Below are 15,116 nucleotides of genomic sequence, written 5' to 3'. Positions count from 1 at the left end.
CTGCTATTGCGGCAGCGATGCGACCTCCTCGTCCCATTTTTTCAGCAGCCGCTTCCGCTCTTCGCTCGAGCCGTACTTCTTGAAGTCGTAGTCGATCAGCTTGATGGTGGAGAGGTCGGGCGCCTTGTCGGAGGTTTTTGCCGCCTTGTTCGACGGAACCTGGAACGACCCCGCCTTTTGCGCCATGGACTGGACGTCGGCCTCGAGCGCCCAGTCGTAGAATTTTTTCGCAGCCTCCAGGTTCCGCGCCCCCTTGATGATCGATTCCGAGCCGATCTCGTAGCCGGTTCCCTCGCAAGGGGTGACCGGAACGATCGGGAAACCTGCGACGACCTGCGACACGGCGTCGTGGATGAAGACGATGCCGATGGTGGTCTCGCCGAGACCGGCGGCCTTGATCGGCGCCGAACCCGACTTGGTGTACTGGTTGACGTTCTTGTGCAGGGCTTTCATGTATTCGAAACCCTTGTCCTCACCAAACAGCTGAACGATGGTCGCCAGCATATTGTATGCGGTCCCCGAGGAATTGGGGTTGGCGACCTGGATGTGCCCCTTGTATTCGGGCTTGATCAGATCGGCCCAGCATTTCGGTTCGGGCAGATTGTTCTTGGCCAGCAAATCCTTGTTGTAGCCGAAGCCCAGCGCACCCGAATAGATGCCGACCGTGCGGTAGCCGGACGTTTCCGCCTGCTTGATCGCCCAGGGCTGCAACTGGTTGAGCAGCGGCGATTTGTATTCCACTGTCAGGCCCTCCTCGGATGCCTGCAGATGCGGATCGCCGGTGCCGCCCCACCAGATGTCTGCCTTTGGGTTGGCGGCCTCGGCGCGCAATTGCGCATAGATTTCGCCAGCGCTCTTGCGGGTCATATTGACGGTGATGCCGGTCTTCTCCTCGAACGCCCGCGCCGTCTGCTGGCACCAGACCTCGTCAACGCCGCAATACATGGTCAGGCTTTCGGCGGACGCCGATGACGACGCGGCCCACATACCGGCGGCGAGGATGCCGGCGCCGAGAATTGCCCTTTTTATCATGTTGAAATTCCTCCCTAAGTTATTTGCCGACTTATGAAACCCAGATACGCGGAAAATTCAAGTTGGAAGGGTACGGCCGCCTTTGCGCCTTTCGCCGACTTCCCGCTCGATATGTTCGACAGGTTGATGCGGATCAATCTTTGCAGTCACCTGGCCGATCGTCCAGCGCTGCTGAACATCCTCAGACGATGGCCCGGTCCCAGCCGCCATAATGCGCAGCGCTGCGCGTGCCGCGCGGCAGGCTGAGCCCGACCAGGAGGGCTCCGATCGCCAGATTGGCGAGGCTCGCGGCCGCACCGCCGGCGAGGATGAACGGAGAGAGGGCAATCCAGGCTCCAAGCGCGATGTTCAGAAAGCGGACGGCGCGCGCCACCTCGGCCATCGCGGTAACGGCTACCATGATGACCAGGCAGCCGATGACATGGTCGCTGAAGTAGAGCGGCGGGCTTGTGCCGAAGCTGAGCGGCGTGATCATCAGCAGGGCGCCGGCGAGCGTGCTGGCGACAAGGGTCCACGGGAAGTTCACACCGCCGGTGACGAAGTCCAGCGCCACTGCCGACAGCGGCCGGTCGAGGTCGGGCGTCGGCGTCTGGTCTTCCGAAAGTGCCGCTCCTCCGCACCAGAATGTGCGCCAGAACGGCTCTCCCGCCTGTTTGGCACGCCAAAGATACTGGCAGCTCGCCAGCACCTCGTCGACCGAATAGGGGATGAGCACGACGGTGACGGCAGCCTGGACGATGCAGAGCGTGCACAGCGCCCCGATGAGCGGTGGCTGGATGATGATGAAGCCGACGCTGACCACGCCGAGCGGGACGACCAGCAAGCCGAACAAAAGCACCATCCATGGCATGGTGCGCCAGCGGCGGCGGTCGCCGATCGCGCCGGCGAGGATATCCAGCGCATAGGCGAAGGCGCCCAGCCCGGCATCGGCGATCGGAAAGCCCTTGGAGACCCAGGAGGTGACCACCGCCTCGCTGCCATTGCCGGCCGGCGTTTCGCCCGGGCCGAAGAACGGTTCCCAAAGGCCATCGATATGGCCAAGCTGATAGGCGGCGAGATAACGCGAGACGAACAGGCCGACAAAGGCGAGGCCGATTATGGGAATGCGCTGGGTGAAGAGGGAGGGCGAATAGCTCCAGCCGAGCGGGCGGTCGTCATCGGCGGCAAGGGCACGCCGGCTGATACCCGGCGTCGGCGGGATCATCACCGCGAACGCGACGATCAGCATGCCGGCCAACGTGTCGGTCGCGTAGGCTCCGGCGCTGGTGGTCCAGAACAGCAGCGGCGCGAACATCACCCAAACCCCGATCGAGGCGGTGAGCCATTGCAGCCCGTGCCAGCGCCGGCGCATGCCGACAAGCGCCAGCGACAGGATGGCGAGGCCGGATACAATCTCACTGATGCCGAGCCTGCCGTCGCGCGTCTCCGGCGAGGCGATCTCATGTCCGAGCGCCGGCGGAATCGGTGCTGAAGCGGGATCGAACAGGCCGAGCGTGAAGGGCGACGCCACGAGCCACAGCCCGACCGCAACGTTGGTCAGCGGCGCCCAGAGCGTTGCGGCCCGGTGGCGTTCGGTTTCGGCCTCGACCTCGTCGTCCGAGCGCTCGAGCGGGCGCTGCAGCCGTTCGGCGGCCTGGTCGAGCTCGGGCGCGGAAGCGGCGACCGCCGACGGTTCAAGCTTGTTCTTCTTGTACCAGTCGGTAGGATCCGCCTTCAGCCGCCGGATCATTTCCGGCAATGTAGCGGTCAGGCTGTGCCGCGGCTTCCAGCCAAGCAGGCGCCTGGCGCGGGAGATGTCGATCTCGTAGTGATCGTCGGCGTTCTCGATCATCCATGGCTTGATGTCGGTCTCCTGGTCGAAAACCTTCTCCTGCATCCAGGCGCCGAGCTTCGTCACCTCTTTCGGCAGGGACAGGGTCCGCCAGGTCTCGCCGTGCAGGAGCTGCCCGATCTGCTTCTGCATCTCGTCGTAGGACGGCGTCTCTTCTTCGCCGATCAGCAGTACGGTCTCGTCGGGAAGCGCGCTGCGCCGGTCGACGGTGCGCACCACGGCGTCGACGAGATCGTCCAGATGCAGGTAGGGCTGGCCGGTGGTGATGTCGCCGGTGAAAAGATAGGCGGTCGGCATGCGCTCGAAAATGCGGGCGATCTGCTGGGCGATGAAGGCCGCGTGACAATCCTCGTCATAGACGCCCGCCAGTCGCAGGATCGCAACCTTGACGTTGCCGTGCTCTTTCAGGATCAGCGTCTCGGTCTCAGCCTTCGATCTCGGATAGGCCCAGGCCGGATCGATCGGAGACTCTTCGTCGATCCTGGCGCCCTTTGCCGGGCTCGCCGCATGCACCAACAACGTGCTCGAAAACACGAACTGCTCCGTCTCGAGCCCTCTCAGCGCGTTCAGCAGCCGGCGCGTTCCCTCGACGGTCACCGCGCCGTATTTCGGATTATCCTCGCCGGTCGTGTCGTAATAGGCCGCAAGATGGATCACCGAGGCAACGCGGCCGCCGCTCCGCTCGCGCACCTCGGCCAGTGCCTTCGCCACGCTCGCGTCCGAGGTAAGGTCGATCTCGATCGTCTCGACGCCGGGCAAGGATCGTCTGGCAACATCAAGGCCGATGATGTCGTAGCGCTCCATCAAGCCGCGAGCGATGGCTTGGCCCAGAAACCCGCTGCTGCCTGTGATCAGGACGGTGGGACGGGTTTTGCCGGTCATGGCGAATCTCCTTGGCGATAGCCGGGTAGAAGAGGCCGAATGCTTCGGTCGCACACTCGGAACCATGTTCGTTGAGAACGGTTCCCGATGAGGTAGCACCACAGAATGGGTGCGCGCGGCGATCCGTCAGACCGACGGCCATTCGTGCCGGCGGATTGCGTTCGTGCACAAGTGCAGGACTCCCATTGGTCTACCGGCCGCGAAGGGAAGCGACCAGAATGTCGATCAGCAGCTTGCCGCAGCGACGATCCGGATCGCGGTCGGGATCATAGATCGTCACCTCCATCCCAATCACGCGTGGATCGTTGCACCATGTGCGAAGGGCTTCGACAGCTTCGTCGGGCAAGACACCGCCGGCCTCCGGCGAATCGACAGCCGACATGATCTCGCTGTCCAGCACGTCGACATCGAAGTGAACGAATACACCCTCGACGTCCTGCCCTGCGACCGCGTCAAGCGCTATCCGTGCCGCATCGGCGATGCCGCGCCGCCGCACTTCTGCCAAATCCATCCGGTGAACATCGGTGTCGAAGATGGCCTTGGACGTGTAAGTCGCGGGGTCCTGCACATCGCGATAGCCAAACGCGACTACGTCGGCCTCACGGACCAAAGGAGTGTGCTCGCCGAAATCGGTCAGGAGCGTCGGGCCATGACCGGTTACGAAGGCCAAATCCATGCCCGCGGCTCCCTTTGACGGCGAGGTAACCGGCAATTTGAAATCGGTGTGCCCATCGAAGAAGATAAGGCCGTAGCGGCCACGACGCCGTAGCGCGAGCGCAGGGCCAAGCAACACACTGCAATCGCCGCCGAGCATGAGCAGGAACCCTCCCGAGTTCAGCTCCTCGTCGACCGCTTCGGCAAGCGTCTTGGAATACTGGCGCAGGGCCTGGGCATTGCGCACGCCCGTCGCAGGATCCACCTCAGGCCGATAAAGCGGAGCCCGAACCGAGCGCAACGGACCGGCGCCCAAACGGTCGGCGAGACCAAGCGATTGAAGTGCCTCCGGCGCCTTCCACACGCCGGGCTCCGGCCCACCCTCCTGCGGCATCAGCCCAAGATTAGAGGGCGCGCCGAGCAAAGCGATGTGTCTCGTCTGAGTGGTGGCTCGCGGCATTGTCGTGCTGGCAGCTGAGGTCATGATCAGAGTTCTCCGCGTTATGGGCGATACGCATCATGCTCAAGAAACAGGCTGCGCTTTCCTGACCGGTCTCCCGCTGCCCTTGCCGCCGAGTACCTCCGGTCGGTGTCACGCGTCAGGCAGCATCGCGAGCGACGAGTATTGCTCGTTCAGCGCCACCGTGTCGTCAGCGGTGATTTCGAAGTCGATGTTGTCCCGCAGATGCAGGCTCTGGTTCGCCTTGGGCAGCGGCGTTGTCCCGCGCTGCCGGGGCAGAGCTCGATACCGGTCGTTTGGGCCATATCGGATTTCCAGGAGGCGAACTGCCGTCTTTGGATTATGCGTGGTGTGCGCGCGTTCTGGCGGCCTTCTGCGCCGCCGCCTTCCTTCCGCTGGCGCCTTTCGTCTCGGCGGCCTTCTTGGCGGCGGCCGAGCGCTCCTCAGCCGTCCGGCGCGAGGCCGCACGCTTGGCCTGCTGCGCCAGCGCCTCGTGCGACGCCGTGCTCTTCGGCTCGTGCTCGAGCACCTTGGAGACGGCTTTCGAGACCCGCGGGCGGCGTTTCGGCGTGCGTTCACCCTGGCCGGCCTCATAGGCGTATTCGGCGCTTTTGCGCGTGCTCTCCTTCACCTTGCCCTTTTTGGGCGGGGGCAGGTCTACGCCTGCGCGTCTCGCCTCGGAAAGCCCGATGGCGATGGCCTGCTGGGTCGAGCGCGCGCCGTGCTCGCCGCGGCGGATTTTATCGATCTCCTCGTGCACGAACTCGCCGGCCTGTGTGCTCGGCGATTTGCCCTCGCGCTTGTCCTTTCGGGCCTTCTCGATGGTTTTCTTGTCTGGCATTGTCTTTCTCCCACATACGGGTTGCGACAGCCATTCGGGTTGCAGCTGCGCGCGGTCTTATGAGGATCATAACGCGTTGAGGACGCAAATGATCCCGGCACTGGTGATCCAAGCCCCAGCCGTCAGGACGTTGACGCCGATCTGTCCGAAACCAGATGGCGCAAGAACCATCGGCTCGCCAGACCCGCGACTTCGTCCAGGGCGCCAGGCTCCTCGAACAGATGTGTCGCGCCAGGGACGATGGCGAGCTCCTTCTCGCTGCGGAGCGCCGCCAGCGCCGAGCGGTTGAGTGCGATCACTTGCGTGTCCGCGCCTCCGACGACGAGCAAGGTCGGCGCCCGGACGCGCGGCAGGGCGTGCGCTGCAAGATCGGGCCGGCCACCACGCGAAACTACGGCCGCGGCCTGGTCGGGCCGCTCGGCCGCCGCCACCAGGGCGGCACCGGCGCCCGTGCTCGCGCCGAAATAGCCAAGACGCAACCCCGACGTGTCCGGCGAGGCGCCGAGCCAATCCGTGACGCCGACCAGCCGGTCGGCGAGCAGTCCGATATTGAAGCGCAACTCGGCCGTGACCTGGTCGATCCGCTCCTCTTCGGCCGTCAACAGGTCGATGAGGAAGGTGGCGAGGTTCGCCTCGTTCAGCCTTTCGGCCACGTGGCGGTTGCGCGGGCTGTGGCGGCTGCTTCCGCTGCCGTGGGCGAAGAGCACAAGGCCGCGAGCATCCGGGGGCAACGAAAGATTACCCTCAAGCGTGACAAGCCCCGCGGGAACATGCACGACGTGCTCGCTATCCCGGTCCATATCCACCTCCGCTATGTCGATCTGGTGCCAGGCGCCGGACCCGCGCTCGCGCGCCCAGCCAATTCCTCTTCGGAAGCGGCAGGCTTGTGGGAAGCCGCAGGCTTGGGCACGGACCTGGCGAGGAGCGCGCGGACCTCTTCATCGCTCGTCTGCGAGAAATCCACGTACCAGCGCCCGACACCCAGCAACGGCTCTGGTGTCGTCGCGCAAACGACCTCGTCGGCGTCCGCCCGCATCGCGTCGCAAGTGTCGGGGCTACCGACGGGAACGGCCGCGACAATATGGGCGGCGTGGTTTTTTCGCAGCGCCTTGATCCCGGCCCGCATGGTCGATCCGGTCGCAAGCCCGTCATCCACGAGGATAATGGTTCGTCCATTCAACTGCGGTGGGGGTCGCCCGTCCCTATAGAGGTGCTCGCGGCGCAGAAGCTCTTTTTCCTCCTTTGCAGCGACCGCGTCGATGACATGTGGCGGGATCGCGAGACCGTTGACGATTTCGTCGTTCAGGACACGTACACCTGAGGGCGCGATCGCCCCCATGGCCAGTTCCTCGTGACCGGGGACGCCGAGCTTGCGCACGACGAAGACGTCGAGCGGTGCCTTGAGTGCCTGCGCGACCTCGTAGCCGACCGGCACGCCGCCTCGGGGCAGCGCCAATACGATCACATCGTCGCGGCCGGCAAAGCGAACGAGTTCCCCGGCGAGTTGCCGCCCGGCCTCGCGGCGATCTGAAAAGATGATAGCCATGACCTTCAATCCGCGTGCATCTGTTTTCCCGGTGGATGTTTTTTTCACCAGCCTGCGGCCACATTCCGTGGGATGGCTGCGGCACCGGTACCATTTTGGAACTCGCTCGCTGCCTGGACGTTCCAAGAATAGTTTCGATCGCGAGGTGCCGGCACCGGCACGCGCCTCAGCGCGGATCGGGAAGATCGAAGATAGTGATCCGTACATGCCTCGTCCGGCCAGCTGGCAATCTAGCGATGCGTGGCAACAGGCCCGTCTGGCGACTTGTTGCCTCAGCAATCAGGGAAAGGAATATCCCATGCAAGTTCAGGAGATCATGAGCCGTCGGACCGAACTGGTCGGCCCGAACACGACAATCAGGGATGCCGCCCGGAAAATGCGGGCCGACAATCTCGGCGCCCTTCCGGTCGGCGAGAATGACAGGCTGGTCGGCATGGTGACAGACCGCGACATCGTGATGCGCGGCGTCGCCGAGGAGCGCTCAGCCGGCAACACGACCGTTCGCGAGGTCATGTCCGAGCATGTCTATTGGTGCTTCGATGACGCCGATATCACCGATGCGGCGAAGATCATGGCCAAGCATCAGGTGCGTCGTCTTCCGGTGATCAATCACGACAAGCGCCTCGTCGGCGTCATTGCCCTGGCCGACCTCGGGCGGACCGATGAGGAAGCCGCCAAGATCGCTCTCGAAGGCGTTTCCGAGGCAACGGACGATCCCCGGCGGTAGACGCTCGCCTGGGCGGTTGCCGCCGTGCTTGCCGTTCTTCTCCATCTGGGCTGAACGCCGCCTGCTCAGGCAGCCTTCAGTTTGGCAACTATCGCGCTTTCACTTCTATGCGGCGTGTCTTGTCCTTTGCAGCGGGGTTCTTGGGAAGCTCGACAGCCAAAACGCCGTTCCTGAAAGTGGCCTGCACCTTGTCGGCATCGATCTCCGCTTCCAGGGGGATGGTCCGCTGAAACCGGCCATAACTGCGTTCGCTGTAGGTGCGGCCGCCGTCGCCTTCCTTGTGCTCCGAACGCTTCTCGCCCGTGATAAAAAGGGTGTTTTCGCGCAGCTTGAGCTCAACGTCCTTCTGCTCGAGCCCCGGCAATTCGGCGGTGACCTTATAGGCTTGGTCTGTTTCATGTACGTCGACGCTCGGCCAAAGATCGCCGGCCGTAGTCGCTTCGGCCATCGGCGCGAAGAAGTCGTCGAACAGGCGGTCGATCTGCCGGTGGAATGACGTGAGCGGGTCGCGCGCGGATGGGTAGAGGCTGCGCGATGGCGTCCGGGGCGCCAAATCGTGATGTGCCATGGTTCTTCTCCTGTTTTTTGTGTCTGCATCACTCGTCGCCATGTGATCGGCGACGGCAAACAAAACTCGTCCACCCATGAGGATGTTCCGGGTGCCGGCCAAGAAAGGTGGTCGAAAAACAGCGGCAAAAAAGCCGGCCCGAATTCCCCCATGACGGGACCTCCGACAATAAATGCGCATCAGGACATGCGCATCGGGGAACAACGGGCAGGTACGGCTGTTTGGTCACATCACCTAGTCGGATTTGAACGGAAGGAGGATTTCGATGAATGCCACCGGACTCGACGTATTCGACAAGACACTGCAGACCACGAACATCTGGCTCGACGAGATCATGGACGAGATTGGACCGGATCGGCAGGTCGCCTGGCACGTTCTCGGAGCGGTGCTGCACGCCCTGCGCGACCGTATGCAGCCGGATCTTGCAGCCCACCTCGGCTCGCAGCTGCCGATCCTGGTGCGCGGCGCCTTCTATGACCAATATCAGCCTTCCAAAGCTCCCGAGAAGATGCGGTCGCTCGACGAGTTTCTGGCCAAGATCAAGGCGGAGCTGGAATTTACCCGTCCGGTCGATTCCAAGGATGCATTCAGGGTCGTGTCCAAGGTGCTCGCCCATCACGTCGGAGAAGGACAGATGCACAAGGTCTGGGAATCCCTGCCAGGCGAGATAAGACGCGTCGCCGAAGCTCAGCAAGCGGCGTGAACGGCGCAGGCGCGGGCTTCTCGGTCGCAACCTCCTTGGGGAAATAGCAATGCCACTCACCCTTATCAGCCCGGCGTTCCGGGCAGGCGGAAGACTTCCCGAAAAATATGCGCGTGACGGCCAGAACGTCTCGCCGCCGCTGAAGTGGTCCGGTGTCCCGGATGGTACCAAGAGCCTTGTTCTTGTCGTGCGGGATCCCGATGCACCAAGCGGAATTTTCGGGCACTGGGCGGTGTTCAACATCCCGCCGGATGCCGGCGGACTCGCCGAGGCCGAAGACGGCAAGCCCGGCCCGTCGGCACTCAGGCAAGGCACCAACGATTTCGGCAATGCCTATTACGATGGTCCGCAGCCGCCTGCAGGGCACGGCGTCCACCATTACCACTTCCTGCTGGCCGCGCTCGATGTGCCGAGCCTCAGCGTACCAGGACAGGCGGGCGTGCATCAGGTCTGGAAGCAAGCCCAGAAACACGCATTGGAGGAGACGGAGTTGGTCGGAACCTACGAACGGCCGGCGTGACGCGGGCCGTGTCGGCCGCCTTCACAATGTAATCTGGGCAAGCGGTTTTCGGGCAGGGCCGTGGATGACCGAACCGTCGGCGGCGAAGATCGAGCCGTGGCAGGGACAATCCCAGGTGTGGTCCGCATTGTTCCAGGTTACGGTGCAGCCCTTGTGGGTGCAAATCGCCGAAACCGCCTGGAGTGCGCCTTCGGTGTCTCTCCACGCCGCAATCTTTTCGTCTCCCCTGACGATCACGCCACCCATGCCAGGCGCAATGTCGTGGGTGCTCGAGACTATCGATTGACTGCGGCCGTTCTTGTGGAAGTCCTCGGGATAGGGCCGCGCCGGATCGTAGAGTTTTTGCCAAGGGCTCGGGCGGCCGCAGATCAGGTCGGCGATCATCGTGCCCACGGCCGTCCCGTTGGTGATGCCCCAGGCGTTGAAACCCGTGGCAATGTGGAAGCCGGCGGCCTTGGCGGGATCGGGCTCGCCGGCATATGGAATCCTGTCGGCCGTATCATAATCCTCGTTGCACCAGCGCCACGCGACGTCGCCGACCGGAAGGTTCTTTCTTGCCCATTTTTCCAGTTCGACAAACCGCCTCGCCACGTCGCCGTCCCAGCCGGTGTTGAACTTGGGGCCGAGCGTGACCAGCAGTGGACCTTCGGCATCACGGCCCGTCCGGATGGAATGCGTCGGGTCGTCGATGCCGATGAACATGCCGTCGGCAGGGAGGGGATCATCGATCCGAAAGGCCATGGCGGTGTGGCAGCGCGGTTGCGTCCGGTTCGCCATGCCGACGGGGCTCTTCACCGTCATGTTGGTGGCGACGACGACGTGCCCGGCATCAACGGCGCCGCCATCTGTGACGACGCGCCAGCGGCTTGCCTCGTCGATCGAGGTGGCGCGGCTGTTTTCGAAGATCCGACCGCCACGGGCCGTCACCGCTTCCGCCAGGCCAACCAGATACATCGCCGGATTGAACTGCGCCTGGTCGGGGAACCGTAATGCCGCCGCCGTTTCGAAAGGCAGCGGTACGCGTTCGAGGACCTCGGCCTCCAGCCCGACCTGGCGCGCTGCCTTCGCCTCGGCCGCGACCTCCGCGCGCCGGCTTTCATCGCAGGTGTAGCTATAGGCGTCCTTGCTCTCGAGATCGCAGGCGATAGCGTAGTTGTTAACCCAGTCGCGGATTTGTCGGGCGCCGGCGGAATTCGCATCGGCATAGGTCTGCGCCAGGTCCCGGCCTACGCTGTCAATGAGATGACGATAGATCAGCGCATGCTGCGTGGTGATCTTGGCCGTCGAGCGGCCGGTCACCTGGCCACCTGTCCGCAAGCCTTCCAAGACGATCACCGACCGGCCCGTCTCGCAAAGGCGAAGCGCCGTCGTCAGCCCGACGATTCCAGCCCCCACGACAACGGCGTCCGCACGGACCAAACCTTCGAGCTGGGGATAGTTCGTGGAGGTGGCCGTCGCCACCCAACAGCTCCCCGGTTTTCCCAAGAGAGTGGCCATTTCAACCGCGTTCCTTGCTTTTGCTTTTCGATGCACTTTCATCGACAACCGCGCCGGCTGAGGAACGTTCCCCAGGTTCGTCGCTTTCAATCGTTCTCTCGCCACCCCGGGTCAGAAAAGCACCGGGAAGGTGCGAGGTGCAGGCCATCACCCAGGTGATCGCCTCGCGGTCGTATTCGTCGCCGGAGCGCCAGTCCTCGAAGAAGGCGTTCAGCCTATCGACACGCCCCGGCCAGATACCGGCGGCCTGCAGGCCGAGCGAAACGCCGTAATTGGTGAAGGCGAACTTGGTATCGCGCAGCCATGGCGCGCGGCTGAAATAACCGGGCGGGTCGACCCACATCGTTTCCAGGGTTCGCAGCGAACGCCTCGTCTGGGCCTCGGCCCACGGCTCGTCGGGAAAGAAATGGGCGAGCCACAGCATCATGCCGAGGCCGAGGTCCTGGTCGATGTCGAGGCTGCGCCAATCGCGCTCCATCAGGTCACGCATCTGCGCGATCTCGGGCGCCAGTTCCTCGTCGTCGAGCATTCGGTAAGAGACGTAGCCGTCATAGGCATCCATGCTGCCGAGGCCGTAGCCGGGGTAAGGACCGCTCAAATCCTCCTGCATCTTCCAGATCACGCCGCGGCCGGGGACCACAAATGCCGGGTGAATGCCGCGCGCCAGCGCAATGCCGCGCTTGCGGTATTCCGGCTTCAGATCGCCGAGACGCGCCAGGGCGAACAGCCACATCGCCAGATAGTGGAAATACTGGCCGTCGCGATCCGCCGCTTCGCCGATCCTCAGTCCGCGCCGGCGGCCGAGCATACGCTCGACATCGGCCACCAGCCGCTCGGCTTCGCCCAGCCAGCGCTCTTCGCCAGTTTCCGCATAAAGCGAGACGTAGAGCACGACCCCGAATGCATCGGTCCACAGATATCGCAAGCCGTTGGGCCAGATGCCTTCGCCGCGCATCCAGTCGAGTTTTTGCAGGACATAATCGACGTCACGCAGCATTGCACCAAGCCCCGAATCCACGGCAGACTTTGCCGATGTTCGGTTCCATGCGATTGCGGGCATACGGCATATCTGCCTCCGCTCCGGTTGGCCTTAGCCAGATACCGCGAAACGATCTGATCGGCGGCAGGTTCCTTGGCCATCTCGGCAAGGACAGATGGGGCGGCATTCCCGGGGCGGCGTAGGCGAGATAACCAAGACTGGTCGAGTGCGATACACGCACTCGCAGCCAGGATTGTTTCAAGAAGCGATCTCATGACGACGCGCAAAGGAAGGCAAAAAGGTGACGCCGTTCAAGCAACAAGCTATCAAATTCGACTAATCCTCGGTGTCGGCAAGCCGCAAATGTGGTCAATTGCCTCCGTACATGACCTTCGGGAGCCAGACGACGATTGAGGGGAACACGATGCACAGTCCCACTCCGATCGCCTGCAGGCACAAGAAGGGGACTGCGGATCGAAAGATCGTCGCCATCGAGATCTCCGGCGGCGCAACGCTCTTCAGATAGAACAGCGAATAGCCGAAAGGCGGGCTAAGGAACGCCATCTGCATGTTGACCATGAAAATGACACCATACCACAGTGGCACGTCTTCAGGAGCCACACCGGCTAGCCCAAACGTGCCGCTGAATTCGAGTGGCTTTAGGATGGGCAGAAATATCGGTACGGTGAGAAGGAGAATGCCCACCCAGTCCAGAAACATGCCCAGGACGAACAGAATGATCATCATCAGAACAAGAACGCCGTAAGGCGCCAAGCCTGTTCCGAGTATCGATTCGGCTACGAAGTTCTGCCCACCTTTCAGGATAAAGAAACCGACGAACATGGTGGCGCCGAAGAATATCCACATGACCATCGCCGTGGCCTTGAGCGTCGCGACACAGGCCTCCCGGATCGTGTCCCAGGTCAGGCGCCGATGTGCGGCGCAGACGATGAAAGCCCCGAACGTACCGATGCCGGCGGCTTCGACCGGCGTGGCAATGCCCATGAAGATGACCCCGAGCACAAGCAGGATCAGCAGTATCGGCATGAACGTCCGGCGCAAAAGCTTGAGTTTTTGGGCGAAGTCAATGCGCTCGTTCGGCGGCAACGCCGGGCCGAGTTTGGGGTCGATGTAACAGCGCGCCGTCACGTAGGCGACATACATCCCGGACAGCAGCAGCCCGGGAAATACCGACCCGATCAAAAGCTCGCCCAGCGACTGCTGCGCCACGACGGCATAGACGATCGCCATGACGGAAGGGGGTATGAGAATGCCAAGGGTCCCGCCAGCAAGAAGCGAGCCGCAGGCGAGCTTGGCGTCGTAGTTGCGGCGCAGCATGGCCGGGAGCGCGATCATGCCCATCGTCACTTCCGTCGCCCCGACGACACCGACCATCGCGGCCAGCAGCGTGCAGGAGATCACCGTGGCCGATGCGAGCCCGCCTTTGAGTCCGCCCAGCCATTTGTAGACGACATCGAACAGCTCCTCGATGATGCCCGCCTTCTCGAGAATCGCGGCCATGAAGATGAAAAGCGGCACCGCCGAGAGCTGATAATCCGTCATGAACGGGAAGACCCGAGACGGCAGCATGTTCAGCATGGCCGAATTGCCGAACAGAAAGAGGAAAAGCACGGCAAGGCTGCCGGTGCAAAAGGCCATCGGCAATCCGAGCAGCAAAAGTACGCCCAGACCCCCGAACATCAATATGCTGAGCCACAGGATCGGAAGCTCGAGGCCCATCGCTCAGCCGATCCTTCCAAATGCAGTGGCGATGTCTCGCATCAGCCGGGATAGGCCCTGAAGCAACAGGAGCGCTGCCCCGATGGGGATCGCGAGCTTTACCGGCCAGTATTGGATGCCCCATTCGGTGAATGAGCGTTCGCCAACCGCCGTGGCATCGCTCGCAAATCGCCATCCTGTGACCAGCATGGTGCCGGTGAACAAGAAGAAGAAGGCCGAGGTGATGATGTCGCAGACAGCACGACCGCGTTCGGAGAGATGGCTGTAGACGATGTCTACCCTGACATGCGTTTCGTCACGGTAGGCATAGGCGCCTGCCAGCATGTACTGGATGCCGAACATAAGAAACATGCTTTCATGTACCCAGTTGGTCGGTGAGTTGAAAACAAAACGGGCCACCACTTCGTAGTAGTACGCCACCACTGCGAGAACCGACCAATACGCGACGAACTCGCCCGTCACGCGTACCAGCCAGTCGACCGGCTGGAACAACGCGAGCGGTTGCTTGACGGGCGTGGCTGGCACATCGACTACGAGCGGATGGTCGGCCGCGGCGCGCGCGATCTCACGGGTGCGGGTGCGCCGCACAAGACCGGGTATTAGAAGGGCGTCGCCTGCGAGAGCGAGACCAAGCAGGAGTCCGGCAATTCGGCCAATGCTGTTGGCGCGCTCGAGCCCATGGGCGGCGGCGCTCAGATTATCGCGCGCCACCGTGGCGTCTGCCTCAGCTTTCGCCAGGCGATCGGCAGCGCCTTCTTTGCTGGCTGCTACATCTGCCTTGGCACGCGGCAACAGCCTTTCGGCGTGTTCGCTCTGGGATCGCGCGAGCGACACTGCCTCACGTCCGTCGCGTACCTGGGCGCTCGTCCAAAGCACTGCAATGAACAGCGGGATAAAAATGAATCCCCACCTGCTCTTCAGATAAAACCGGTGCATGCCGAGGAAGCCTGCAGTGACCAGGAACAGGTAAGCAAGAAAGAGATTTGGACGGCCGGCATCGCGCTGTGCCCGCTCGCGATGGACAAGGAAGACCGCAACGAGCGGGAAAAGCACGAGGCTTGACCAGTATAGCCAGTGCGGCAGCACAAATGTGAGTGAGGGCATCGGCGACTGCCTCTTGCAGGAGAGTGCGCCCG

14 protein-coding genes are annotated in these 15,116 nt (G+C 62.9%); 3 read left to right on the top strand and 11 right to left on the bottom strand.

Annotation, left to right across the window (positions count from 1 at the left end):
- Positions 1–3: 3 nt before the first annotated feature.
- From NKI67_RS21760 to NKI67_RS21735, 6 genes are all read right to left on the bottom strand, one after another.
- Positions 4–1,032 (bottom strand): ABC transporter substrate-binding protein, encoded by a 1,029-nt coding sequence (locus NKI67_RS21760; protein WP_023678566.1) that lies wholly within the window; start codon positions 1,030–1,032, stop codon positions 4–6.
- Between the two features lie 181 nt (positions 1,033–1,213).
- On the bottom strand, positions 1,214–3,745 hold the full coding sequence (locus NKI67_RS21755; protein ID WP_352646705.1) for an NAD-dependent epimerase/dehydratase family protein: 2,532 nt from the start codon (positions 3,743–3,745) through the stop codon (positions 1,214–1,216).
- 190 nt (positions 3,746–3,935) lie between these two features.
- Entirely contained in the window at positions 3,936–4,823 is an 888-nt protein-coding gene (locus NKI67_RS21750; protein ID WP_198023590.1) for an arginase family protein, read from the bottom strand.
- A 376-nt stretch (positions 4,824–5,199) separates the two neighbouring features.
- Positions 5,200–5,700 (bottom strand): DUF6496 domain-containing protein, encoded by a 501-nt coding sequence (locus tag NKI67_RS21745; RefSeq protein ID WP_023678569.1) that lies wholly within the window; start codon positions 5,698–5,700, stop codon positions 5,200–5,202.
- 122 nt (positions 5,701–5,822) lie between these two features.
- Positions 5,823–6,500 (bottom strand): dienelactone hydrolase family protein, encoded by a 678-nt coding sequence (locus NKI67_RS21740; protein ID WP_352621582.1) that lies wholly within the window; start codon positions 6,498–6,500, stop codon positions 5,823–5,825.
- Positions 6,501–6,511: 11 nt separating this feature from the next.
- Positions 6,512–7,246 carry a phosphoribosyltransferase gene (locus NKI67_RS21735; RefSeq protein ID WP_023677861.1) on the bottom strand — a complete coding sequence of 245 codons (735 nt, stop codon included), beginning with the start codon at positions 7,244–7,246 and terminating at the stop codon, positions 6,512–6,514.
- Between NKI67_RS21735 and NKI67_RS21730 the strand changes: the two genes are divergently transcribed.
- Positions 7,245–7,973 carry a CBS domain-containing protein gene (locus NKI67_RS21730; RefSeq protein WP_352646703.1) on the top strand — a complete coding sequence of 243 codons (729 nt, stop codon included), beginning with the start codon at positions 7,245–7,247 and terminating at the stop codon, positions 7,971–7,973. The genes NKI67_RS21735 and NKI67_RS21730 overlap by 2 nt on opposite strands.
- Before the next feature lie 88 nt (positions 7,974–8,061).
- Here the strand turns inward: NKI67_RS21730 and NKI67_RS21725 are convergent, their stop codons facing one another.
- Positions 8,062–8,541, bottom strand: a complete 480-nt coding sequence (locus NKI67_RS21725) for an Hsp20/alpha crystallin family protein (RefSeq protein WP_023677863.1) — start codon at positions 8,539–8,541, stop codon at positions 8,062–8,064.
- Positions 8,542–8,806: 265 nt separating this feature from the next.
- On the opposite strand from NKI67_RS21725, the gene NKI67_RS21720 reads away from it, so the two are divergent.
- Together NKI67_RS21720 and NKI67_RS21715 are read left to right on the top strand one after the other, a co-directional pair.
- Positions 8,807–9,244: a DUF2267 domain-containing protein gene (locus NKI67_RS21720; RefSeq protein ID WP_023677864.1), complete on the top strand. Its 438-nt coding sequence runs from the start codon at positions 8,807–8,809 to the stop codon at positions 9,242–9,244.
- 49 nt (positions 9,245–9,293) lie between these two features.
- Positions 9,294–9,764, top strand: a complete 471-nt coding sequence (locus NKI67_RS21715; protein ID WP_023677865.1) for a YbhB/YbcL family Raf kinase inhibitor-like protein — start codon at positions 9,294–9,296, stop codon at positions 9,762–9,764.
- A gap of 21 nt (positions 9,765–9,785) precedes the next feature.
- On the opposite strand, the gene NKI67_RS21710 is transcribed toward NKI67_RS21715, so the two are convergent.
- The 4 genes from NKI67_RS21710 to NKI67_RS21695 all read right to left on the bottom strand — a co-directional run bounded on the left by NKI67_RS21710 (position 9,786) and on the right by NKI67_RS21695 (position 15,084).
- On the bottom strand, positions 9,786–11,261 hold the full coding sequence (locus NKI67_RS21710) for an FAD-dependent oxidoreductase (RefSeq protein ID WP_352621584.1): 1,476 nt from the start codon (positions 11,259–11,261) through the stop codon (positions 9,786–9,788).
- 1 nt (position 11,262) lies between these two features.
- Positions 11,263–12,258, bottom strand: a complete 996-nt coding sequence (locus NKI67_RS21705; protein ID WP_352646701.1) for a hypothetical protein — start codon at positions 12,256–12,258, stop codon at positions 11,263–11,265.
- 351 nt (positions 12,259–12,609) lie between these two features.
- A complete protein-coding gene (locus NKI67_RS21700) occupies positions 12,610–13,980 on the bottom strand; it encodes a TRAP transporter large permease (RefSeq protein ID WP_352458292.1) in 1,371 nt (456 codons plus the stop codon).
- Positions 13,981–13,983: 3 nt separating this feature from the next.
- Positions 13,984–15,084 carry a TRAP transporter small permease subunit gene (locus NKI67_RS21695; protein ID WP_352458293.1) on the bottom strand — a complete coding sequence of 367 codons (1,101 nt, stop codon included), beginning with the start codon at positions 15,082–15,084 and terminating at the stop codon, positions 13,984–13,986.
- Positions 15,085–15,116 lie beyond the last annotated feature (32 nt).

The organism is Mesorhizobium sp. M0408, from assembly GCF_040321495.1.
In the GTDB taxonomy this organism is placed as follows: Bacteria; Pseudomonadota; Alphaproteobacteria; order Rhizobiales; family Rhizobiaceae; genus Mesorhizobium.
This window is presented reverse-complemented; position numbering and strand designations above follow the sequence as displayed.

Excerpts from the sequence above, each read along its gene's own strand:
- NKI67_RS21760 (WP_023678566.1), bottom strand. The coding sequence starts at position 1,032 with ATGATAAAAAGGGCAATTCTCGGCGCCGGCATCCTCGCCGCCGGTATG.
- NKI67_RS21755 (WP_352646705.1), bottom strand. The coding sequence starts at position 3,745 with ATGACCGGCAAAACCCGTCCCACCGTCCTGATCACAGGCAGCAGCGGG.
- NKI67_RS21745 (WP_023678569.1), bottom strand. The coding sequence starts at position 5,700 with ATGCCAGACAAGAAAACCATCGAGAAGGCCCGAAAGGACAAGCGCGAG.
- NKI67_RS21740 (WP_352621582.1), bottom strand. The coding sequence starts at position 6,500 with ATGGACCGGGATAGCGAGCACGTCGTGCATGTTCCCGCGGGGCTTGTC.
- NKI67_RS21730 (WP_352646703.1), top strand. The coding sequence starts at position 7,245 with ATGACCTTCAATCCGCGTGCATCTGTTTTCCCGGTGGATGTTTTTTTC.
- NKI67_RS21735 (WP_023677861.1), bottom strand. The coding sequence starts at position 7,246 with ATGGCTATCATCTTTTCAGATCGCCGCGAGGCCGGGCGGCAACTCGCC.
- NKI67_RS21725 (WP_023677863.1), bottom strand. The coding sequence starts at position 8,541 with ATGGCACATCACGATTTGGCGCCCCGGACGCCATCGCGCAGCCTCTAC.
- NKI67_RS21720 (WP_023677864.1), top strand. The coding sequence starts at position 8,807 with ATGAATGCCACCGGACTCGACGTATTCGACAAGACACTGCAGACCACG.
- NKI67_RS21715 (WP_023677865.1), top strand. The coding sequence starts at position 9,294 with ATGCCACTCACCCTTATCAGCCCGGCGTTCCGGGCAGGCGGAAGACTT.
- NKI67_RS21710 (WP_352621584.1), bottom strand. The coding sequence starts at position 11,261 with ATGGCCACTCTCTTGGGAAAACCGGGGAGCTGTTGGGTGGCGACGGCC.
- NKI67_RS21705 (WP_352646701.1), bottom strand. The coding sequence starts at position 12,258 with ATGCTGCGTGACGTCGATTATGTCCTGCAAAAACTCGACTGGATGCGC.
- NKI67_RS21700 (WP_352458292.1), bottom strand. The coding sequence starts at position 13,980 with ATGGGCCTCGAGCTTCCGATCCTGTGGCTCAGCATATTGATGTTCGGG.
- NKI67_RS21695 (WP_352458293.1), bottom strand. The coding sequence starts at position 15,084 with ATGCCCTCACTCACATTTGTGCTGCCGCACTGGCTATACTGGTCAAGC.